The organism is Parabacteroides sp. 20_3, assembly GCF_964238835.1.
Taxonomy (GTDB): Bacteria; Bacteroidota; Bacteroidia; order Bacteroidales; family Tannerellaceae; genus Parabacteroides; species Parabacteroides distasonis.
The window spans coordinates 51,812-73,680 of the sequence record NZ_CAXSNO010000006.1; the positions used below are offsets into that span (position 1 = coordinate 51,812).

General features: G+C 40.3%; 19 protein-coding genes. 12 read left to right on the top strand and 7 right to left on the bottom strand.

The window, feature by feature from the left end; genetic code table 11:
- Positions 1–76 precede the first annotated feature (76 nt).
- The 6 genes from ACESPU_RS13265 to ACESPU_RS13290 form a co-directional block, all read right to left on the bottom strand.
- Complete coding sequence (locus ACESPU_RS13265) at positions 77–5,584, bottom strand: DUF4011 domain-containing protein (protein WP_122334848.1); 5,508 nt, start codon at positions 5,582–5,584, stop codon at positions 77–79.
- A 339-nt stretch (positions 5,585–5,923) separates the two neighbouring features.
- Positions 5,924–7,231, bottom strand: a complete 1,308-nt coding sequence (gene mobV, locus ACESPU_RS13270) for a MobV family relaxase (RefSeq protein ID WP_122334847.1) — start codon at positions 7,229–7,231, stop codon at positions 5,924–5,926.
- 268 nt (positions 7,232–7,499) lie between these two features.
- Positions 7,500–8,471, bottom strand: coding sequence for a toprim domain-containing protein (locus tag ACESPU_RS13275; RefSeq protein ID WP_122334846.1), 972 nt, complete (start codon positions 8,469–8,471; stop codon positions 7,500–7,502).
- A gap of 251 nt (positions 8,472–8,722) precedes the next feature.
- Positions 8,723–9,964, bottom strand: coding sequence for a primase-helicase family protein (locus tag ACESPU_RS13280; RefSeq protein WP_122334844.1), 1,242 nt, complete (start codon positions 9,962–9,964; stop codon positions 8,723–8,725).
- A 277-nt stretch (positions 9,965–10,241) separates the two neighbouring features.
- Positions 10,242–10,625: a hypothetical protein gene (locus ACESPU_RS13285; protein ID WP_122334843.1), complete on the bottom strand. Its 384-nt coding sequence runs from the start codon at positions 10,623–10,625 to the stop codon at positions 10,242–10,244.
- 12 nt (positions 10,626–10,637) lie between these two features.
- Positions 10,638–11,858 carry a site-specific integrase gene (locus ACESPU_RS13290; RefSeq protein WP_122334842.1) on the bottom strand — a complete coding sequence of 407 codons (1,221 nt, stop codon included), beginning with the start codon at positions 11,856–11,858 and terminating at the stop codon, positions 10,638–10,640.
- Positions 11,859–12,155: 297 nt separating this feature from the next.
- Here ACESPU_RS13290 and ACESPU_RS13295 point away from each other — a divergent pair, with 297 nt between their 5' ends.
- Positions 12,156–13,031, top strand: coding sequence for a DNA adenine methylase (locus tag ACESPU_RS13295; protein WP_009018489.1), 876 nt, complete (start codon positions 12,156–12,158; stop codon positions 13,029–13,031).
- A gap of 231 nt (positions 13,032–13,262) precedes the next feature.
- Here ACESPU_RS13295 and ACESPU_RS13300 read toward each other — a convergent pair whose 3' ends face one another.
- Positions 13,263–13,445, bottom strand: a complete 183-nt coding sequence (locus ACESPU_RS13300) for a hypothetical protein (RefSeq protein ID WP_039848997.1) — start codon at positions 13,443–13,445, stop codon at positions 13,263–13,265.
- A gap of 197 nt (positions 13,446–13,642) precedes the next feature.
- On the opposite strand from ACESPU_RS13300, the gene ACESPU_RS13305 reads away from it, so the two are divergent.
- From ACESPU_RS13305 to ACESPU_RS13355, 11 genes are all read left to right on the top strand, one after another.
- A complete protein-coding gene (locus ACESPU_RS13305; RefSeq protein ID WP_009018491.1) occupies positions 13,643–14,074 on the top strand; it encodes a hypothetical protein in 432 nt (143 codons plus the stop codon).
- 447 nt (positions 14,075–14,521) lie between these two features.
- Entirely contained in the window at positions 14,522–14,722 is a 201-nt protein-coding gene (locus ACESPU_RS13310) for a hypothetical protein (RefSeq protein ID WP_373133417.1), read from the top strand.
- Between the two features lie 401 nt (positions 14,723–15,123).
- The gene (locus ACESPU_RS13315; RefSeq protein WP_217773255.1) at positions 15,124–15,378 is read left to right on the top strand and encodes a hypothetical protein; all 255 of its coding nucleotides are present in this window, start codon (positions 15,124–15,126) and stop codon (positions 15,376–15,378) included.
- Complete coding sequence (locus ACESPU_RS13320) at positions 15,371–15,616, top strand: hypothetical protein (protein WP_217773254.1); 246 nt, start codon at positions 15,371–15,373, stop codon at positions 15,614–15,616. Before ACESPU_RS13315 ends, ACESPU_RS13320 begins: the two co-directional genes overlap by 8 nt.
- Positions 15,613–15,744 (top strand): hypothetical protein, encoded by a 132-nt coding sequence (locus ACESPU_RS13325; RefSeq protein ID WP_255417890.1) that lies wholly within the window; start codon positions 15,613–15,615, stop codon positions 15,742–15,744. Before ACESPU_RS13320 ends, ACESPU_RS13325 begins: the two co-directional genes overlap by 4 nt.
- A gap of 13 nt (positions 15,745–15,757) precedes the next feature.
- A complete protein-coding gene (locus ACESPU_RS13330; RefSeq protein WP_009018497.1) occupies positions 15,758–15,898 on the top strand; it encodes a hypothetical protein in 141 nt (46 codons plus the stop codon).
- Positions 15,899–15,940: 42 nt separating this feature from the next.
- On the top strand, positions 15,941–16,819 hold the full coding sequence (locus ACESPU_RS13335; protein ID WP_009018498.1) for a hypothetical protein: 879 nt from the start codon (positions 15,941–15,943) through the stop codon (positions 16,817–16,819).
- Between the two features lie 20 nt (positions 16,820–16,839).
- On the top strand, positions 16,840–17,121 hold the full coding sequence (locus ACESPU_RS13340; RefSeq protein ID WP_009018499.1) for an STAS-like domain-containing protein: 282 nt from the start codon (positions 16,840–16,842) through the stop codon (positions 17,119–17,121).
- 70 nt (positions 17,122–17,191) lie between these two features.
- On the top strand, positions 17,192–17,689 hold the full coding sequence (locus tag ACESPU_RS13345; protein WP_195284094.1) for a hypothetical protein: 498 nt from the start codon (positions 17,192–17,194) through the stop codon (positions 17,687–17,689).
- Positions 17,690–17,699: 10 nt separating this feature from the next.
- Complete coding sequence (locus ACESPU_RS13350) at positions 17,700–18,269, top strand: hypothetical protein (protein ID WP_227713726.1); 570 nt, start codon at positions 17,700–17,702, stop codon at positions 18,267–18,269.
- Positions 18,270–18,272: 3 nt separating this feature from the next.
- Positions 18,273–21,869 (top strand): phage tail tape measure protein, encoded by a 3,597-nt coding sequence (locus tag ACESPU_RS13355; RefSeq protein ID WP_373133418.1) that lies wholly within the window; start codon positions 18,273–18,275, stop codon positions 21,867–21,869.

A 21,869-nucleotide genomic window follows, 5' to 3' on the forward strand; every position in this document is an offset into this window, starting at 1 on the left:
CATATTTTTGTATGAAAATGGAAGTTGTAAAACCAATTTGTCTTTATATGATTTTATCAACTTGACATTTGAGATTTTACATCCTTACACAGACTTTTCCATCCACCTCTGTTACTTCATTACTTTTAATCATTTGCTTATACACATTGCGGAGTGAATAAATTATGTTATCCCCTGTACGCTTAAACCCAAATTCTCTGGCAGTTACAATGAACAAATCTTCAGGAGTAATACCAAAGCTATGCTGAGCAATCGTTTTCATAGCTAACGCTAATTCTTCATCACAAATGTATGTGATAGGGCGTAAATAATCATCATCGGGATTAGGAATACGAACCTTTATATCTGTAAAATCCTTTATTCTGACAAACTCATTTTTATCCTCGGTAATCATTCCATTTAAGTGATTACGGAAAATGTATCTTACTTCATTACGAACGACAGATGTTGCCTTCTGGCGACCATATGCAGGTGCGATACGCCTACATAATTCTTCAAAATGTATAGGTTGCTCTAATGAAATAATATCCCAAGCTATATCATATCCATCTTTGGTTTTTCCACTTTCATCAATTATGTTTATAGGATATGCACGCTTATACAATTCAAATCCATACCCAATCGTTCCAACCTCGGCAGGTTTAACTTTTTCTTCTATCTCAATGATAGGGGGTGTGGTATCATTATTGACATCGTCAATAGAATAATGGTCTTCAGACTCTATCGCAACACCTCCTATAGCCTTCTCTACTGCATTGATAAGTTTATCTTTTTCTGTCTTTTGGTCTTTTATCCAATCTGTTGACCAAATACGATAAATAGTCCATCCCATATCTTCAAGTACGGTTTGACGCAACCTGTCTCGTTCGCGGGCAGTACGAGAACTATGATATGTCACTCCATCACACTCGATACCAATAGCAAATTTTCCACTTTCAGTAGGATGTTTAACCGCCATATCAATACGGAATCCAGAACAACCAACTTGCGTTACCACATTGTAACCATTCGATTGCAAGAAATCATAGACAGCCTCTTCAAAAGGCGAGTCAAATTCTAAATCACAATTAAATGTAAGTTCTTTTTCTAATGCTACAATTCCTTGTTGAGCAAACTCAATATATGAGCGAAGCATCTTTACTCCTTCTGAAGAAACCTTATCTAAATCAATATCAGTCGGCACAATAGACCCTACCAGTTTTATATTGTATTTAGCACGTGTAATCGCTACATTAAGGCGACGATAGCCACCCTCACGACTTAATGGACCAAAATTCATGTACATTATGCCCTTACTATCCTTTGCGTAACCAATGCTAAAGATAATGGTGTCTCGCTCATCACCTTGTACATTCTCAAGATTTTTAATAAAGAAAGGTTCTTCCTTATCCTCAATAAAGAATTTATCAAAACTGGGATTTTGTAGCCGTTTTTGACGAATAGCTGCATCTACTGCATTTTGTTGCGACTCACTAAATGTAACAATTCCAAGTGAACGCTTAGGATGTTTCTTAAAATGCTCAAAAACTAAATCAGCGACCCTTCTTGCTTCAATAACATTATTTTTCTTTCCTCCTCTATCATATATACCATCTTTTACATATACATACTCAACACCGCAATCAGGAGCTTTTTCTGTTGAAGACGGAAAAGTAATCAGTTGGCTATTGTAGATTTTAATGTTGGAGAATGCTATTAAATGTTCATGACGACTTCTGTAGTGCCATCTTAGACTACGTTCTGGCAAAATGGCCACAGCTTCATCCAAAATAGACTCATATGCTCCAGCATCGTTATCTTCAATAGCTTCATCTGTATCAACATCAAAATCTTCATCATTAAGAGAAGTGGAGAAGAAACTTGTTGGTGGCAACTGCTTAGTATCTCCCACTATTATAACCTGCTTACCACGCATAATTGCACCAATAGCATCTTCTGTATGCACTTGTGAAGCCTCGTCAAAGATAACCAAATCGAAATCATAACTCTGTGCTTCAAGGAATACACTGACAGACAATGGAGACATCATAAAGCAAGGGCGGAGTGACGTTACAAGATTGGGTATAGTCATAAAGAGTTTACGCAATGGCATCAACCGCCGCTGCTTATTAAGTTCTCGTTTCAATATTGCAATTTCGTCTCTTGCTCCATTTACCGAGTTAAAATCAGGTATTCTACTCAATGCACGTTCTCTCACTCTTGCCTGTGCAATCTTGAATTGTCCCTTGTCGAGTTCGCAAAATTCATTTATGGTTTGTGTTTGTATTCTACCTCTAAAGTTTTGTACTGCAGGGAAATTTGGCAATACTGCATCTAACCATAAACGATAGAAGCGCTTTAAATAGGCCTCTACGATATAGTTAGAATCAATCTTTAATTCTTCGGCTTTATTGATATATTCTTCGAGTCCTACATTTTTGCATTTTTCTCTATTAGAGCAATAATCTACCCACTCTTCCAATAAATATTTTTTATCCTTGCATAAGGACATACGATTGGCTAAATCAATAATATTATGCTGATAAAAGTCTTTTCCATTATTGAAGAGAGAGACAAACCATGTTATACTTTTTTGCAAAGCATCCTTTTGCTCAGACATTATTAGATTCTCATTATAACAATAAGTTCTGATGCCGCAATCCTCACATATATTTTTTATGAAAGATTCGGGAAGATTGTATAAAGAAACGAGATTTTTAAGGTCAACAGCATATTTAAGAGCTTCTATTAGTTTTTCCCAGTCTGTTTCCGTTCCATCATAATAATCTTTATACATATGACATATGGAATCCTTTTGTTTTGCCAACCTCTCATTTAAGCCATTAAGAGACATAAGCAAATCCAAATCAGAAATAGCAGATTCATAATTGCAATTTACTTTTTGCATATTCTTTAAGCTCTGATACTCTGAAATAAACTCTATCGCAATAGAGTTAGTTTCCTGTGCATATATTCTAATATCATTCCACTGACTCGCCTTATTACAATCACACTTTAGCAGAGCGCATAATCTTCCAAAAGCAGACTCTATATTAAATTCTGAATAATGGGTCTTAAATTGTATAATTTCAGAGACAGGTAATTGTCCTTGAACAATCAAATTCTTCAAGTCTGAAGTTATCATATGCAAATGACACACTGACTCTTCAAACTTTTCAATGTCATCAGACAACACATCCCATTGAGTATTTATGCAGGCATAATAATTACCATAATCATCATAATATTGCGATGTGTTTGTAGTAATAGTTCCCTGATTATCCGAATATTGTTTAAGCACATTCAATACCTCAAGGGCTTTATTGTATGATATTTTCTCACCCTTTGACAAATATAAATTGAGCTGTTTAATATCTTTATGGTATCTGCCATTAAAGATTCTGAAAAAAGATTTATATTCACTTCTAAATCGTTGTAAAACAGGATAAAAATCCCATTCTAAAATTTCTTTATCAAAATGTGATAGAATAGAATCTCTTGATTCTAATACCGCATTATGTAAAGACTTACAAACCTCTATACTTGATTTAATACGAGTTAATTCTTCGTTGTTAAACCACTTTTGAGTTGGTTGTATATTGTGAATATCAGCTAATGCTTGAATACTTTTAATAAAACAGATAACTTGATTAATTGTGTTGAGTTCTGATATTCCAAGTTTAGAGGATAAGAGTTTGGCTTCTTCTATTATTGAATTTATGCCATTGGTGATTGATATTAACTCATCATTTATCTTATCTATATTTTTAGCAATCCAATCCTTATCGTTTTCTTCGATTCTTGCTTGGAGTTTATGCATGAGAGAACATAAACTATTTTTACGTTTGGTTGCGTCGCAATCAAAAAAGATGTCACGATATTTGCTTTTTAATTCTGTGGTTATTTTAGCTATTTGTTCTACTTGTAATTTATATTTATGTGCATTCTCCATTAAAGAATCTGTATTATGATTCATAATCCATTCTATCGGAATAGTCGGAGATTTTGCAACAAAAGATAAAAGGGATATAAGGTCGTCGATACCAATTAAGGATGATTCAAATTTAACACCTAATTTGGAGCAAATAGAGGTGTGTCGTTCCGCAAGTTCTTTAATTAGGGGAATGGCTGTAGCTACATTTGAGTCGATCTCATGTCTTAATGCATTGGATAAGAATTTGACAGAGGAGTCACGCCATACATTATCAGTATAATCTTCGCTGCGCTTTCCCATGGTCTTAGACAATTCGTTTAGTAGATATCTCCTTTCATTAAGTACTGCTACCGTTACTGTATCGACATCTGATATGGAGAAAATAACATCTGGGACATTTTCTAATTTTGCCAACTCCCCATTAACAGAGTATATAGATACATTAAGTCCAGAGGTTTGTGTATGAAGTTCCTCTTGATACTCATTGAGTAAACATCTTTTTCTCTCTAAGAGATCGAGTTGAGTCAATGCTTCATCTCTAACACGAGTACGGTCAATATTAATAGAGTTGGCAAGATCACGCAGTATATCCTTCTTTTTGGCTTTATGGCTATGAAGCGTAAAGCAGAAATCCGCCAGTCCAACACTTGCTAAACGGCTGTAAACCACTTGTAAGGCTGCCATCTTTTCAGACACAAATAGAACTTTTTTACCATCAGCTATAGCTTCAGCAATAATGTTTGTAATAGTCTGACTTTTACCTGTTCCCGGAGGACCTTGTAAAACAAAACTCGCACCTTTCTTTGAAAGTAGCACTGCATCCTGTTGGCTTGAATCTGCATCTACAACTTGGAATGTGTCAATTGGGCGAATTTGTTTATCGTGATCAAAATTATTCAGATCTTCTGATACTTGAATTGGATTTTTTTCTCCAACCAGTGCTGCAATTACAGAATTTGCATTTAGCTTTTCCTCATTCCTCTCCAAATCTTTATACATATTGATTTTAAGGAATGACAGATTGGTTAGATGTGTACTTTCTTCTACATTCCATCCCTTGTTTTTGATTTTACAGGATAGTTTTTCTAAATAGTCTGTAGGAGAGTCGTGTGTCGAATCAAACTCTGGCATCAAAATACTAAAATCGTTATCTAATTTATGAGACAATGTTGGATTTATAACGATTTCATCGTCATGTAATACCAAGCGATATGGAGAGGTTATAGATTCTATAAGAAGCCTTACGGGTACTAAAATTATAGGTGAAGAAAATACTTGTGATGAATCATCTCGTTCTTTCCATTTAAGCATACCTAAAGTAAGGTACAAAGTATTTATACCTTGTTCTTCGATTGAAGTATTAGCTTTATATCGTAAGGATTTCAATGTCTTTTGAAGATCATCAATAGGTTTATTAGTTTCAATATCACCTCTAATTATGGTTTCATATATTTCTTCACCATCATCATCAACTTGTACTTTTTGGGCATACGGGAATACGATCTCTCGTTCATTAACAACAATGAATTCCCACAATTTATCAAGAGATGGCGTAGTAATCATTACGTTACTACGTTTTCCCTCAAGAAAGTTTATTAACCTATTTCTCTTGCCAAAATCGAGCAATAATTTTTTCCAAATTTCTATACGGTTGTGTAGCTTCTGCCCCATAACACAAAACCTTTATATATGACCTTAAATATTTCTATTATGATACTCTCAACTTTTAGTAGTAAAAAAGCGTGAACCGCAATGCCACTTCTAATTTGGAGGTCGTAGGAAACCTTGCATACAGATGTAGTAATAGCAGCCCACGCTATAGCGTGAGAACCACTATGCCATCTGAGTATGCAATTTGAAAATTTCCTACGTTTCCAAATACTTGATGCGCATAACGCTTCTTCTTTTTCTTATATTTTGGAAAGAGTCGCCCCAATCCATTTGCAAAATTATAAAAAAGCCGTGACAATCCGCACAATACAGGCAGATTATTACGGCTGTTGCTTTGATTTATAGTTTTATGCCTCTATCTTGTCTTTGCTTCGGTATTCCAATAGTTTCTCTAAACTCATTCATCTTCTTTCTGAACCAGCTCACGTGTGAAACCCCGTCTATCTTGAAATCGAATTTACCGCTTTCATCCTGTTTGATGGAGCAGACGGAATGTCGGGTATCAAAACTTCGGTTAAATTCGGAAGAATAGAGTTCACCTTTTATCCCGACCTCCTTGAACTCGCACAGTCTTCTGATTATCCCGTCATTAAAGCCCAAACGTTCACGTAGGAAATTTATTACAGGCATCAGTTTCTCCACATACGGAAAGTAGCGTCTGACAAAATCCGTAAACTCCGACAGCTTGCGGTGCTGTTGCTCGTAAGCGTTTCTTATCTCCTGTATCTGTTCGGCTTGTTGCCGTTCCCGTTGTCGGGCTTCGTCTTCAAGTTCAAGGATGCGGTCTTGCAAGTCCTCGTTCCTGCGTTCCAACGATTTCATTCTTCCACTTCCGAAAAGAGAACCCACACTGCTTGCAAGGGCGGTTGCCGTATCGGTGGCTGCGCTTTTGAGCTTGTCGGTGCGGATTTCCGCTTTTACCTGTTTCAGTTCCTCCTGTGCCTCGGCTTTCTTCTCCTGTAACAGTCTGGTTTCGGTTTCAAGGGTTTCATTTTTCTTTTTCAAGTCCCGATAATACTGCATGGTGGTAGTGTGCCGTGCTTCCGAGCCCCGTACCCCACGTTGCAATCCGTATTTCGTCATCACTCTTGCGTAATTGTCGTGGTAGGCAATCAGGGTCTGGCGGTTGAACAGGTCATCGGCACACAAACGGACGGAATTTGTTTTCTTGCGGTACTTGCGCTTGCCATCAGCCTGTTCTTTCTTGGCTTTGCGCCTTTCACCCGTCACGATGGGAACAACGGCTGCGTGGATGTGCGGAGTCTTCTCGTCCATGTGCAGATGTGCGGCAACCACATTGTCTTTGCCGAATGTGGCTTGCAGCCATTGGATGCTGTCGCTGCACCATTCATCGAGTTCTCCTTTTTCCTGTATGTTCATCATGTCCTCGTGCGTACCCGACAAGACCACCCGAACGACACGGACTTGGTCGTGTGTGATTTTCCGTCTGATGCCTGCCGTGTTCAGCCTGTGGACAATCGCTTCATCCCTGCCGTGAACGCCATCGGGGTATTCGACAAGCACCCTGTTCAGATGCGTTCTTGTCGGGTCTGCGTTTTTAGGTATTATCTTTCTCTCTATATGGTCGGACTGCGTGGTGTCCGATGTACCCTTTGCTTTCTTTATGTCTAATGAAAAATATCCCATATTATTCCTATTTTTGCGGTTATCGTTATGTTTCTTCTCTCTGCCTGTGACATCGGCTCACAGGGTTTATTATGCAAATGAACCATTGCTGCACTCGGCATAATCCAAACGGGTTTGGCTTCTGCTCTCGTTTGCACAGGGTTTCCAAAGGGATTTCCCTTTGGCTCGATAGGGTGTTTTTAGCGTTACGGAGTAATGCGTGAAGAAAACGCCCTATTGAGCCTATGGTATTTCTGCCTAAATACCTTTGGGAAAGCGAACGTGCATATTACAGATGAAATCCCCCTTTCTTTTTCGGTGGCTGCATCATCCGCCTTGCGGATTGGACTTGCTTCTTCTCCTTTATCGGCTCTGCCGATTGGGACAAGGGCTTACCGCACAGGTAGTCGTTCAAGTCCTTATACTCACGATAGTACATTGACTTGTCAAGCAGCCGTTCCCCAAACTTCTCTTTCAGCTTCTTGCAGGTGTTCCGTCCTGCCGTGTCGTTGTCAAGGAAACAGCCGACTTGGGTGTAGGTCTCCAATATGCTTTCCGCTTTTGCAAGATTGGAAACGGAGTTCAATATGATATAGTCCTGTGTGTCCAATCGCGGGTGTTGCGGATTGTTTCCCACTCGGATGGTAAGGAATGAAAGGTAATCCATGAACCCCTCGAACAGGTAACACATACATCGTTGTCCGCCCTGCTGTCGGATATGGGTGATGTCTTTCGGGGCGACACATCCCTCGAAGTATCTGTTGCGTACTTCATATCCTCCTGCCATGTTCGGAAAGCCGATGGCAAAATAGGGTTTGTCGGCATTCATAAACCGAAGCTCCCTGCATTCTCTTTTGGCAAGTCCGATGTTTATTTCCCTTTCTTGCAGATAGGCTATAAGAGCAGGAGAGGACAACTCACCAACCCTTAATCCCTGATAAGGCTGATTGTCGGAATGCTGTCTGCCAAAAGAGAACGATGCAGGGCGGATGTATGCTGTCCGCTCCTCTATGCGTTTCAGCAGATAGGCTACATCTTCCGAATAGTAAAGTTCCGCTGCCAATGCGAGGATGTTTCCGCCTTTGCCGATGCCGAAGTCATACCATTTTTCAAGCTCAGTGTTTACCTTGAACGATGCGTCCGTTTCTTCCCGTAGCGGTGATTTATACCACAGGTTCTTGCCTTGTTGCTTTACAGGCGTATAGCCTAGACTTTGCAGATAGTCTGCCAGTTTGATTTGTTTTACATCTTGGATTGTCATATTACATACGGTTTTGAAGTTGATGAAAATTTGTTGATTTGATGAATTGTCAATGTAATATGTTTATATACAGCCTCGTAACCTCTCAACATCTTCTCAACAAACCACTCGCCAAAAGAGAAATCAACAAACGGGTGTCGGTGGTCTCTCAACTTCTCTTTTGGCTTGTTGAGATTTTGTTGAGAATGTATATCGTTTATTGTCAGTGTATTTATACCCATATTCAACAATTCAACAGAAAAATGATAATATTACAGGGATTCAAGTTGCTCCCTTGTGACGGTGTAGAAGCGTCCCACTCTCCTTATCGGCTCATACCGACACTCCCGATTGCAGTTGAACTGGTAGGTGGTATAAGTCAGTCCGTTTGGCGCAGGGGTCAGTTTCCAACATTCCTGCAACACTTTTCGGACTTGGTGTTTCTCCACCTTTACCTGTGAGTGTACCAGCAAAAGAAGAATGTCGCTGTAACAGAAAGAGAATGTATCCGTGCCGACACTGTCCATGATGTCAAGGACAAGTTCGTGCATCTCTATCTCCAATCGGTTGCGGTTGCTGCGGATAATCTTCTGCAAGGCTTCTGTATGCAGCAATGTGGGGTTGAACCACATCCGGCTTTCCTTATCGGTGGATAGCTGTCTGTATTGCAGGAAATGGAGAAAGGCGGGTATCTCCGCTTTCAGCTTTTGCAGGAAGTCGGTGTCATCGGACTGCAAGCGGTCTATCTTGCGCACCCAATAGCGTGTTTCCCCTGCATCTATGATTACGGGCAGATACTCGTTGTTGGAGCACAGCACGAATTTGGCGAAGAACGCAATCTCGTCACGGTCTTTGCCTTTGGCTTCTACCTTGTAGGAAAGTGTGGTGCTGAGGTTTTTCAACCGTTCGCTGTCCTCCCTGCGGTTGAGCAACACCTCATCCACCACGATGAGCAGTTTGCCAGCCCAATCGGAATTGAACTGGCTGCGGAAGTCCTCGTTGGTGTTAAAAGTTACATTGTTCTGAAAGAGGAGTTTCAGAAAGTTCAGGAATGTGCTTTTGCCCGTGTTGCGTTCTTCCGATACCAACAGCAGGATAGGCAACTTCTGAATCGGTTGCAGGTAGAGCAGTTGCAGATAGTCCATCCCCAACTCGTATTGTTCCCCGAAGATGTGCCGTACCAAAGATTGGATATGCGATAAATCGCCCTCCTGCGGTCGGTGGTCTATCGGTTCGTAAAGGTTAAGGAACTTGCCGACCACGGAACGGTAGCCGATGTGTTCGGGTACGGTGCAGAAGCCGTCATACTTGGGAACACTGCCGATGTAATCCTTGCCGTAATCCTGTCGCAGGGTCTCGTTGTTCCATGCGATGCGTTTCTTCACATACCCTCCGTTCAGTCTCGGTTGCTCCACAATCTTGTAGAGCGTTGTCCCGACACGGATAAATTCTTCCTTTGCCATGCCGCCATCCGATGGCGGTCTGTGGCTGTCCTGTTGTTCGATAGCTGACATAATCAAATGGTTTTAAGTTTGAAAATTACCAGCTGCAAAAATATAATCAATTATCGGATAGGTCGTTATGCAAAACACGGCAGAATGGTGACAAATAGCCCCCGAAACAAAAACTTTCAATGGTTTGGGGCAGGAAACGGGTTGGGCAAACGGAAAAACTCCCGAAAAGCAAATGTCGGATTACGCTTTTCGGGAGAAAAAATCAGAGCGTCTGTCGTGCTGTCGTACTGACTTAATGAATTACTGACTTACCGAGTGAATAATGTCAGGCATTCAGCTACGAGAAGTATTCGGATTTGGATATACCGTTGGTATTCAGCGAGAAGAAGATGCTTGTTTTCTCTTTTCGCAGGTACAGTCTTTCAAGAACGGCATTGCGTACCCGTTCCGCTCCGAATGTGCCGATATGGAAAGCGAGGGTAACTATCGCTTCAAGGTTGTAAACCTCCATACAGCAATTATCGGATACCCATATGCTTCGCCTTATCCCGTATTCCCTTAAAACTCCGCTCTTGCAAAGAACCTTCAGCCCTGCACGGAATGTCGGGGCGGTTACTCCGAACAGGTCGCAAAGCTCCCATTCGCTCATGGCGGTTGCGCTAATGTCGGTCGGCAAGGTGATGTTGCCGTTGCCGTCCGTTGTGATGATGCTTCGTTTCATGGCTATGCTTGGTTATGGGGTTACACTTCCGAACGATGCGTTCAGCTTGTTGCCGAACATCGTCAGGTCATTGTCAAGTTTCTGCGTGGTTATCTTCGCATAGATTTGAGTCGTGACAATGTTCGTGTGTCCCAGAACACGGCTCACGCTTTCAATGGGCATCCCCTTGCTAAGAGCCAGTGTTCCAAACGTATGACGTGCGCAATGGTAGGAGATTTGCTTCTCTATTCCGCATTCCGCCATTACCTTTTTCAGCTGTTTGCACATCGTCCAATAGTTGATTTTCCCGAAAACCAGCTTGTCTTCCGACAGATACTTGTACCGTTCGATTATCTGCAAGGGAATATCCAGCAACTTCACTTGGAACGGGACATTTGTCTTGTGCCGTTTCGACAATATCCATTTCTCACCGTTCACCTCCACTATTTCATCCGTTGTGAGTTCTTTCATATCCACGAAAGACAAGGCGGTGAAGCAGGCGAAAATGAACAGATCTCGCACCAATGCGAAGGTGGGGTTGTCAAACTCGTGCGCCATGATTCTTTTGATTTCGTCCTCTGTCAGATACTCCCGTTCCTTAACATTCGGGCTGATATGGAACTGCGCAAACGGATTTCTCGGTATCAGTCCGTTATAGTGCGCACGCATGACCACGCCTTTCAGCCACATGCAGTTCAGCCAGATGGTGGCGTTTTTCAGTCCCCGTTCAGCCGTAAGATAAGCCGCAAACTCCTTGATGAAGTCGGGTGTAAGTTCCAGCATGGACATGTCTGTCCGTTTGTAGAATGACTTGATAAAGGCTGCGACATAGTTCCTTGCCCTTACCATTACCTTGTATGTGCCGATGCTGCGGTCTTTGCCGACACGTTTCAGGAAGTTGGCGCAATCCTTGTCAAAAGCCTTTATCAGTGTCTCATACTCGCTACCTACCCCTTGGTAGGCATTGCGCACCATTTCAGCCGTTACGTATGCCTCTCGGTCGGATATGCGCTGATAGTGCTTGATGATTTGCGCCTTGATGTTGTCCAATGCCAGATTGATGTTCCGTGCTTCGGCACTCTTGCCTTTGGCTCGGTTGCCTTTCGCATCCCAAAGGGTTTTCGGGATGGTCTGCTTGCAACTGAACTGCGCCACGGTACCGTTGATTGTCACTCGTCCCATGATGGGGACAATACCGTCTTTCTCCTTGCTGCCGTTCACGTAGAACAGCACTTTGAATGTACTTCTTGCCATACTCGTTTTTTTTGTTTGCAAAGTTAAATATCAACGAGTTAGACCTTGATACGCAAATCGGTGACAAACGGTGCAATAGCATCTCTCATATGTTAAATCTTACTCTTTCACGGGTAATGATTTGCAAACCATTCTTCTTCTTAAATCCGCTTTTCTTTGCGTTTTCCGATTTTTCGGCTTGTCATCATTTGACATCGTAACGACTCTGATATTAAGTTGTTTAGCGTCATTTCTCCCGTTTTTCGAGGTTATTCCAGAGATTTATGGTAACTTTGTGGAATAATATAGAAAAAGATGATGCCTGATCGATTTTATTCTCCATTAAGATACCCCGGTGGTAAAGGCAAGGTGGCAAACTACTTTTCTAAATTATTTATCGACAATAATTTAGATGGAGGTACCTATGTAGAACCTTATGTAGGAGGAGGGTCTGTTGCCTTGTCTTTACTATTCAATGGGCTTGCAAGTCATATCATCATTAACGACAGAGATAGATCTTTATATGCTTTTTGGCACTCCGTGTTATACCAGACTGAAGATTTATGCAGATTGATAAATGACACCCCTGTCAACATTGAGCATTGGCTACGACAAAAAGAAATTCAACGACAAAAAGTAAATGTAGATCTGTTAGAGTTAGGTTTCTCCACATTTTATTTAAACCGAACAAATCGCTCAGGGATACTCAATGGTGGAATAATTGGAGGTATGGAACAAACAGGACGTTTTCTTATTGACGCTCGTTATACCAAGCCAACCCTAATCAGTAGAATACAACGTATCGCACAATATGTAAATCAAATTCAATTATATGGTATAGATGCGGTTGAACTTGTGAAACAATTAAAGATCCAACTTAACGAAAAAACATTATTTTATTTTGATCCACCCTATTACATAAAAGGTAAAGGTCTATATATGAATTACTATACAGACAACGATCACCAAGAAATAGCCAATGAAATAAGCTCTATACAAGATCAAAAATGGGTTGTTTCTTATGATTTTGTCCCTTTTATCGCAAAACTATATTCTCATTATCGGACTCGTCCCTTTGACTTAAATTATAGTGCCGCAAAAGTTGGGAAAGGAAAAGAATTAATGATTTTCTCACCCAATATTAAAATATCTAAAGATAATTTATTGGGAAATGAGAAATTCTTCAATGGATAAAATCTCACTTTCTTAAAATATTTCATCTTCTTTACAAAAAGATTAGATATCAAATATATCGAGGGCTTACAATCTACAAGTCAGCACCTCTGAAATAAAGGAAAATAGCGGAAAGATCGGTGTATTAGCCAGTGTAGTAGGTATAGGCGCTTCAACCAAAGAAGGAAGCAATGGAAATGAGGCGAACCGAATAAGGTTCAAGTTACCTGTTGTTTTGCCTTATAAGAAACCTTATTGATGCCTTTTTCCTTGGGATGTCATACCGTCTTTTATATACAATTCAATGTCTTGGGCTGAATCGCTGACAGTAAAACCTTTATCCCGTCCTTCGTGGGCTTTAATGGCATACTTAACACAACGTTCACGAAGACGTTCCTCTTTACGTTTGCGAAAATAATTGATTATTGATTTCATAGGAATAACATTTTCCACAAAAATACGTGGAAAGCATTGTGTTACCAAAAACTTTCCCCATCTTTACGAAAAGATTAGAAACCGAGTAGAACCGAGTGCATGCGGTGACCTTCGGAAAAGATATGCCAATTGGTTTTTTAATGGCCTGTAGAGTATGAGGATGCACCCTCAGAAATACAGGCTATTCTCTTTTGATAATGTTTACAGAAAAACAATACGAGATAGCGGATAAGATACTTGCCACGGTGAAACAAAATGCTGGTCGCTGTAATATAGACCAATTTTATAATGGCCTTCCGGACTATGATAATCACACGATGGATTATGAGTATATGAAGGAGACGCTGATGAAGCGGTATCATGCGATCGAATATATGGGAAAGGATGAATATTGGCTGATACTAACCAATGAAGGAGAAAGTATTGCTACTATTGGATTGAAAAAACATCTGCAAAAGTCAGCAGATAAAGAAGAACTGGAAGATAAAAAATTAAAACTTGACGTGGCTAACGGCTGGGTCTCCTTGTTTAAATTCGCTTGGTGGGTCTTGGCCGCTATAACAGGTGCCGTAGTAGATAGTTTAGCAGGAAACCCGATAGGAAACCTAATACGTAGATTAATCGAGTAGGTCTGATTGCGTGTATCATATTTTCTATGCGAGTGATACGACGGCTTAACGACAGCTGCTCTTGTCTGATTTTATAGATATCGTAATCTGTTGTATTCATATCGCAATTCTTTTCCACAAAGATACTTGGTTTCTTTGCCATATCAAAAACTTTCACCATATTTGCTATACGATTTGAAACTAAATACACTGAGGCCATGCAGGGGATTTAGATAAGATAAACCTTTTGGAGAAAAGCCCGTAGAGTAAGGTCATGGCCGACCTGAAATGCGGGCTTTGTTGTTTATGGAGCATACGGATTTAGAATTAATGGATTTCATGTTGAAAGATCTATATCGTGAGATTCAACCCCAAGATATTAGGAAAGATAATTTTGCCAATAATGGTTTCAATATATCCGACAATCAATTTTACCGGGTTAAACGGCTCGTTCTAACGGCTGGAATAATGGAAGAACTAGAGGAAAATCAATTCATGATGACAGCTAAAGGCCTAGAGTTGATGATGAAATTTGGAAGTTATTCAGCTTATTTGAATGGACTGAAAGAGGAAAAAAAGAATGAGAAGCGGCTACGAGGAATTACCATATTGGTTGGATTGTGTACTATCGTAACAACATTCTCGGGATTGCTGAAAAGCTGCGGTTAAATAAATAGATTTATTAGGTAACCTACTCCTGCACAGCACATACCCATACATAAAAGAAGAAGAGCGATAGTCATGAGTAAATACATGAATGTTTCCATTTTACTTTCATCTGGAAATTTGATTTCAATTTTCATATTATATTCAATTTTCCACAAAAATACATGGAAAGCATTGCATTTCCAAAAACTTTTACCATATTTGCAATGCGTTACATTTTGACAAGGCGACAAAGGCTCGCCATTTATTGCTGCGGGCATTTTTTATGCCTACGGTTAAAAATATAGTTCCGACCCCCGTGTGGAGCGTTAATGCGCCCACTGCCTTGTCAAGGTGTAACGCAACGGGAAAGCGGAACTTTTTTGTTCCCTTCTCGTATATTAATTTATTAAATGCGTTACATTATGACAAAGAAAAATTCAATTACCTTGCAGCCCGAGGTGGCTACAAGCGTAAAGGTATCCAATCCTTTCACATGGACAACCGTCCAAAAGTTCTACAACCTCTTACCTCTTGGTATCGCCTCCTGCAAATCCATTTACGAGGCTAAAATGTACACGGTAGCTTTATTGGCTATGCTGTCTTCAGTGTTCTTACCACTGGTCATCGTAGCTTGGTTCGTTTATAACTCAGCGAAGAAAGGAGGCCAAAATGATTAGACTGGAAGATATATGTATATCAAACCCGATGCTGGATGCGATCAGATATTGGCAGGAAAATGATAAAGGTGGGTTAGAAGAAGATGTTAAGGCCATTGACAGCGCTATCACTTTCATCGCATGCGAGCATGATGCCCCGGGTGTACTTTCTGAAAAAGAATCATTGTCGCTTATCGCGGCTCTAAGTTTTCTGAAAAAAAGATTATGTTTGTTTGAAGGAAAGGAGGAACCGAAATGAAACTCCAAGAAGCCCTGCGCCTACTCGACATCGTTACCGATGTAAACGGACAATATAGTAAAGAAGAACGAATGCGTGCCGCCATGAGATTGGAGGAGCTGTTACGCTTGCTTCTTCCAAAAGAATGATTATATTTGCAGTATGCTGACATTTGTAGCTATATTAGGTTTTGTTATGCTGATCGGTGCGGCTCTGAATGAAGTGCGTCACAGCAAAAACCATATAAGCAAGGTTATAGCTGGTGTGTTGATTGTTTTGCTATTATTTATTTTGCTTTTTTAAATAGAAACTGATAATATTCAGCAGATAAAAATTGTTGTATATATGAATAATGTTCTTCAAAACATGGATAATACGAACATATATTTTAACTCTTTGAAAAGAGCGGATTGGCTGAGACAAATCGCTACTATCAGGAATGAATATAAAAAAGAAAATTATCAAAAACAAATAACTTTTGTTTTTAAGGATACATTGTCTCCTGAATTATTTCAGCCTATTCATGTTGTTACAATTGCATGTTTGATTGAATTTTTAGTAAATGTAGAAGAACATACTATACGGATATCAAATGAATCTATAGAGAAGCTGTTTTTTGAAGATCTTAAATTTAGAGAGTATTGGAATTACAGTAAAGATCATGTGGATTCTGAAAGTGATAATATATTTAATTTATGGCGTATAGTTGAGAATCAAAAAGACGCATATGCAATAGAGGTAGAACAATATTTTAAAAAGAATTTCTTTAGAGGTAAAGACTTAAGTATAATTTCGCTTAGCATAGTAGAAGCATTTTATAATGTTTTTGATCATGCTGATGCAAATGGTAATGCTTTTTCATTTATTAAATATGAAGGACAGGATGAAGTCTTGCGTGTAGCTATTTGTGATTTCGGGAAAGGTATATCAAAATCTGTCAGAAATTTTGATTCCACTATAATATCAGATAGCGATGCTTTGAAAAAGTCTATAGAGGTTGATTTTACAGTTGGATCTAAGGTTCATAATAAAGGAAAAGGCCTAGATAATATATTATCGTGCGCTGATGCAGTAAGAATAATTTGCAATACAGCTCGTTTATTAAAGAAGCATGAAGTTAAAATTGACAATATTGATTTTGATTTTAATGGGACGTTGATATATTTCGAATTATATTTAGGAAATTTGGAAGAAGAAGAAATTTTAGACGAGTTTGATTTTTAACTAAATAAAAAGAGGATACTATGTGTACAATTAAACTTTATGACGTGATGGAAGGAAAGGATTTTCCTATGGCAGGAAGTAGTCTCTATGATATAATCAGAGAGAATATGAATTCTTCGGACAAGATTACCATCGATATGGAAGGTGTGTCTTCTTTGCCTTCTATGTTTTTAAATGTTTCAATTGGTAAGTTTATAGATGAATTTGGTTTTGAGACACTTAAGAAGAAGATTTCATTTACAAAGATAACAAAATTGCAAGCTGAACGCTTGACTGATTATATCAGTAGGTATAAAAGGTGATTAGTAGTTTTCATATGTCCTTTAAAAGCTCCCTTCGGGGGGCTTTTTTTGTGTCTATAAATTGGATGTTATGGACATATACAATCACTTTGAGTATTCGGAATGGATCGCTAGGCATCTAGCCGCTATCGGTCATACGGACGGGGAATGTCATTTCCTCCGTAGTGACGAGGTAGAGGAAATCTCCGATCTGGAAGAACGTATCTCCTCTATCCGGGATCATGTATTAGTCGCCATCGACGGGCTTAACTCGGATTTTTCTTGGCTTAGCAATGACAACCTCGTAAATATCCCACAATATTTTATCGCCCTATTAAAGCAATGCGAGGCCGGGAATATCGACGGGATTCACTTTGCGAAAGCGGAATGCAAGGATCTTCTCATGCAGATCGTCTGCCGGATGATGCTCGACTGGAACGAGGAACGTAACGGGCTTCAGTTCCTAGAGCTAAATAGCATGACCTTTCGGGGCATAGGTCCCATGGGAGATAATTTCTATGGGGTGATGTTAGGCTTCAACCTAAGAAAGCCTATCCCCTTCTCTATCGACAAATCAATGTGGGTATGATATGGGAGTCATGAAAAGATTGAGCGAGCAGATGCGCACGCCTAAACGCAAGAACTCCCTAATCGGAGCGAGGGAAGGATTACCCTTCGAAATCTCGCTAGAGTCAACCAGCCGGATCGCCCGGTATGAACGTAGGCAGGATAAGGAGAAATTGAGACAATTCAATTCTGAGGTAAAGGAATGGATGGGCTACGTGATCCAAGACTTGAAAGGGAATATCGCCTTACTTGTCCAGAAAGATGAGTTCCTATCGGACTCCCTAGAACCCAGAATTTACAAAAGTAAAGGAGAGACCGAACGAGTGGGATTCAGTTTCGCCCGTGAAGGTATCTATATCCATAAGGGAGCCGGACGGGGCCAAGGTGGTTTCCGGGGCGGCTCTAAATGGACGGACAAATACGGGAAGCTGAAAAAGACCAACCCGGATTCTTTCTACCTGATGGGAACCGGCAACCGCCAACCGATCCGTTGGTTCGATCCCATCATCGAAAAGAATCTTCCCAAACTGGCAGACATCGTAGCGGACTACGCCGCCGATATGCAAATCGACGCATCACGAATTTTCATAGATAAAGATTAGGATATGGCAGGAGATTTAAACAGGAGCATCAAGATATACTTGGATAACTCCGACGCAATGACTAGCGCATCGGAGTTAGAGACGAAAATCGGGGAACTGGAGAAAAAGCTACTTGATCTCCGGACGGCCGGAGAAGGCAATAGTAAGGCGGCAAAGAAAATAGAACGTGAGTTGACTGCCCAAACCCAGAAGATGCAAAAGTATAAGCAAGAGGTCGCTGATACGGAAAGAGTATTGAAGAACCTAAGTGGAGCTACTTATAATGACTTAATAAAGACAAAGAATAAAATTTCAACGGAGCTGAAAAAAGTAACTCGTGGTACCGCTGAATATAACACTAAGTTAGAAATGCTGAAACGCATCTCCAAAGAAACCGCACTAGCCCAACAAGAGATGCGTGTAGAGATCGGTTGCCAAGCCTCGGTCTGGGGACGTGCCACAGATTTCGTAAATAAATATATGGGAATCATTGGTACCGCAGTGGCAGCCATTACGGGTATTACTCTTACTTTCAACAAATTCCGTGAAGCCCGCAATAAACTGGAAGAAAGCAAGGCCGATGTAAAAGCTCTTACAGGCCTAGATGATGAAAGTATAGAGTGGCTTACAGATCAAGCAAAACGTCTTTCCACTACAGTTACCGAAGAAGGTATCCGCATACGCCAATCCGCTGATGAGATACTGGAAGCTTATAAATTAGTAGGTTCCGCTAAACCCGAATTGCTAGCAAATAAAGAGGCTTTAGCAGAAGTGACGGAGCAAACGCTCATCCTCGCCTCTGCCAGTGGCATGAAACTTACAGATGCGGTAGATGCCGTCACCTTGGCATTAAACCAATATGGGGATGGAGCTGATCAAGCCGCTCGATATGTAAATGTACTTGCCGCCGGAAGTAAATTCGGTGCGGCAGCCGTAGAGAGCCAAACCAAGGCTATAAAGACAAGTGGTGTCGCAGCCGCTTCCGCAAAGATCCCGATCGAACAACTGGTTGGAACCATAGAGACTCTGGGAGAGAAAGGTATCAAGGACGAGATCGCCGGTACCGGACTCAAAAAGTTTTTCCTTACCCTGCAAACAGGAGCTGACGAGACTAACCCCAAAATAGTCGGGCTAAGTACGGCTCTGGAAAATCTCCGCAAAAAACAAATGGACGCTACCGCTATCAAAAAAATGTTCGGGGAAGAAGGTTACAATGTTGCCTCTGTCCTTATCAATGAAGCGGATAAGGTAGAATATTATACGAAAGCCATAACCGGCACATCCGTCGCTTTAGAGCAGGCCACGATAAAAAGCCAATCCGCCACGGCTAAAATGCAACAAGCAAAAAACAAACTTAACGATCTTGGCATTGAGTTAATGGAGAAGATCAATCCATCCATTATCAGCGTAATGAATCAAACCGTGAACTGGACTAAAAAACTAGTTCTGATGGCTGATTGGATCAGTAAAAATACAGGGCTGGTTATTACCTTAATATCGACATTAACTTTGTATACAGCCGCTATCAAGCTAAACACTTACTGGAAGATTGCGTCAAATGGAGCTACTCTAAAAGCTACAATTATAGAAAAAGCTCATTTAGTTGCGACCCGTTCTTCCATAGCCGCAGAATATGCATTAGCGGCAGCATCAGCTCTCAAGGCTAGAAATATCAAAGCTGCGACTATGGCTATGCGCAGTTTCTTAGTGACTCTGGGTCTCAATCCCATTATTGCGGCAGGTGTGGCAATTACGGCTTTAGCTGTAGGCATTTACAAAATATGGGATAATTCAACAAAAAGTGCCCGGGCTTTAAAAGAGATGAACAAGGAAATCTCCACAGAACGGGCAGAAGCTTATACCCTATTTGACGCTCTCCAACGAAGCAACGCCGGAACAAAGCAACGAAAAGAATTAATCGATGAGATCAATTCTCGATATGGAAAATATCTTGAAAACCAACTAACAGAACAAAGTACAACCGAGGATATCGCAAAAGCTTTAGAAATAGTTAATGAAAAGTTGCATGAAAACATAGTTTTAAAAACCATGCAGAAAGAGAAGGAGGATGTAACGACCACCGCCTTAAATAAACAAATCGATTTGATGGATCAAATGAGGGAAAAATCAAATCTGGGGCAATTCGTTACCGACGCTATGCTTCGAGACGTAAAACGTATAACAGATGAAGGGATAAAGAACGGACGCTCATGGACAAAAACGTATGATGATGTCATCTCTTACATTGACTACTACTATGGTGCCAGAGGTAAGGTCGATAAGGATTTCTGGGGAAGTTTACAGAGCTATATGACACAAACTTACCAATTAGCATCCAACCTCGATAAGATATCTCAGAAATACTCTCCTCTTCTGCCTAAAAAACCTGCAAACGAGTTGCCAGAAGTAGAAGTTATTGCCCCTAAAATAAAAAAAACGGATATAACCCCGGGACTGTCAGTGGAGCAAGAGAAAAAAATCACAGACGCAAAGCTGAAAGAGGTTGATCGTTATATCGCAACCAAGAAACTAAAATTGACACAAGATTATACCGAGGGCCTAAGATTATATGATGATTATCAAACAAAACTTCAAGCTTTAGAACTCGAAAAATTAAATAAACAATTAGCTATCTATAAAATAGGCAGTGACGAAAGAAAGAAAATAGAGCAATTAATACTAGATTATAAGATCAAATTATTAGACAAAGGGTATCAAGCCTATCTGGAAAATCTCCAAAAAGAAAAAGACATCAACAAAAAGAAGGAAAAACAGACAAAAGAACACTATGACAAATTGAATGAGTTGTTACAAGGATTCGTTAAAAAGGAAATGGACGAAAAAGAGAAGGCTAGAGAAGAAGAGGAAGAAAAGAAAAAAAAGCAATTCAACATAATGAAAGATTTTGGTAGTGAAGCAGGAATGATATTAGGTCAAGCTTTAACAGATACCGAAACGACATTTGCTGATGCTATGCATAATATTCTTCTTCTTACCTTAGATACATTAAGACAGATTGCAGTAATGGCTATCGCTGAAAGAACCATTAAAGATATAGGTAGCTTAGGTTTTCTAGGATTGGCAAAAGCAGCAGGTGAAATCGCACTTATTAACGTCGCTTTCGGTGCCTTGAAAGGTCTTATCAAGAAACCTAGTACATCTACCGCAAATGCAGGTCTTAATGACAGCACTACGCCGCAAACCGGACAACGGGTTGTATCAGACTCCACCGGTTGGTACAACGGAGGATTCACCGGCAACGGTGGTATACTTGAAGTGGCTGGTCCCGTACATCGAGAAGAATACGTTACACCGGCATGGCAATTACAAGATCCGGTTTCCATGAACCATATCCTAGCCTTGGATGCCATCCGAAGACAAAGAACAAGCACAAATCCTCTTCCCGTCAACGGATTCGCCAACGGTGGATACAATGGACGCTCGGATGAAGAAAATGTAATGGTTTCAAGTAATAATCCGGAATTACTCAAAGTACTCACACAGCTACTTATGCTATTTTCCGAACTAAGAGCAAAAGGCATGAGGGCCTATATCGTTTACAGCGATATCGAGGCCGCTCAAAAGACTCTGAATAAATCCAAAAAGATAGGAGGCAAATAA

Excerpts from the sequence above, each read along its gene's own strand:
- ACESPU_RS13265 (WP_122334848.1), bottom strand. The coding sequence starts at position 5,584 with ATGGGGCAGAAGCTACACAACCGTATAGAAATTTGGAAAAAATTATTG.
- mobV (WP_122334847.1), bottom strand. The coding sequence starts at position 7,231 with ATGGGATATTTTTCATTAGACATAAAGAAAGCAAAGGGTACATCGGAC.
- ACESPU_RS13275 (WP_122334846.1), bottom strand. The coding sequence starts at position 8,471 with ATGACAATCCAAGATGTAAAACAAATCAAACTGGCAGACTATCTGCAA.
- ACESPU_RS13280 (WP_122334844.1), bottom strand. The coding sequence starts at position 9,964 with ATGTCAGCTATCGAACAACAGGACAGCCACAGACCGCCATCGGATGGC.
- ACESPU_RS13285 (WP_122334843.1), bottom strand. The coding sequence starts at position 10,625 with ATGAAACGAAGCATCATCACAACGGACGGCAACGGCAACATCACCTTG.
- ACESPU_RS13290 (WP_122334842.1), bottom strand. The coding sequence starts at position 11,858 with ATGGCAAGAAGTACATTCAAAGTGCTGTTCTACGTGAACGGCAGCAAG.
- ACESPU_RS13295 (WP_009018489.1), top strand. The coding sequence starts at position 12,156 with ATGCCTGATCGATTTTATTCTCCATTAAGATACCCCGGTGGTAAAGGC.
- ACESPU_RS13300 (WP_039848997.1), bottom strand. The coding sequence starts at position 13,445 with ATGAAATCAATAATCAATTATTTTCGCAAACGTAAAGAGGAACGTCTT.
- ACESPU_RS13305 (WP_009018491.1), top strand. The coding sequence starts at position 13,643 with ATGTTTACAGAAAAACAATACGAGATAGCGGATAAGATACTTGCCACG.
- ACESPU_RS13310 (WP_373133417.1), top strand. The coding sequence starts at position 14,522 with ATGGAAGAACTAGAGGAAAATCAATTCATGATGACAGCTAAAGGCCTA.
- ACESPU_RS13315 (WP_217773255.1), top strand. The coding sequence starts at position 15,124 with ATGACAAAGAAAAATTCAATTACCTTGCAGCCCGAGGTGGCTACAAGC.
- ACESPU_RS13320 (WP_217773254.1), top strand. The coding sequence starts at position 15,371 with ATGATTAGACTGGAAGATATATGTATATCAAACCCGATGCTGGATGCG.
- ACESPU_RS13325 (WP_255417890.1), top strand. The coding sequence starts at position 15,613 with ATGAAACTCCAAGAAGCCCTGCGCCTACTCGACATCGTTACCGATGTA.
- ACESPU_RS13330 (WP_009018497.1), top strand. The coding sequence starts at position 15,758 with ATGCTGACATTTGTAGCTATATTAGGTTTTGTTATGCTGATCGGTGCG.
- ACESPU_RS13335 (WP_009018498.1), top strand. The coding sequence starts at position 15,941 with ATGAATAATGTTCTTCAAAACATGGATAATACGAACATATATTTTAAC.
- ACESPU_RS13340 (WP_009018499.1), top strand. The coding sequence starts at position 16,840 with ATGTGTACAATTAAACTTTATGACGTGATGGAAGGAAAGGATTTTCCT.
- ACESPU_RS13345 (WP_195284094.1), top strand. The coding sequence starts at position 17,192 with ATGGACATATACAATCACTTTGAGTATTCGGAATGGATCGCTAGGCAT.
- ACESPU_RS13350 (WP_227713726.1), top strand. The coding sequence starts at position 17,700 with ATGAAAAGATTGAGCGAGCAGATGCGCACGCCTAAACGCAAGAACTCC.
- ACESPU_RS13355 (WP_373133418.1), top strand. The coding sequence starts at position 18,273 with ATGGCAGGAGATTTAAACAGGAGCATCAAGATATACTTGGATAACTCC.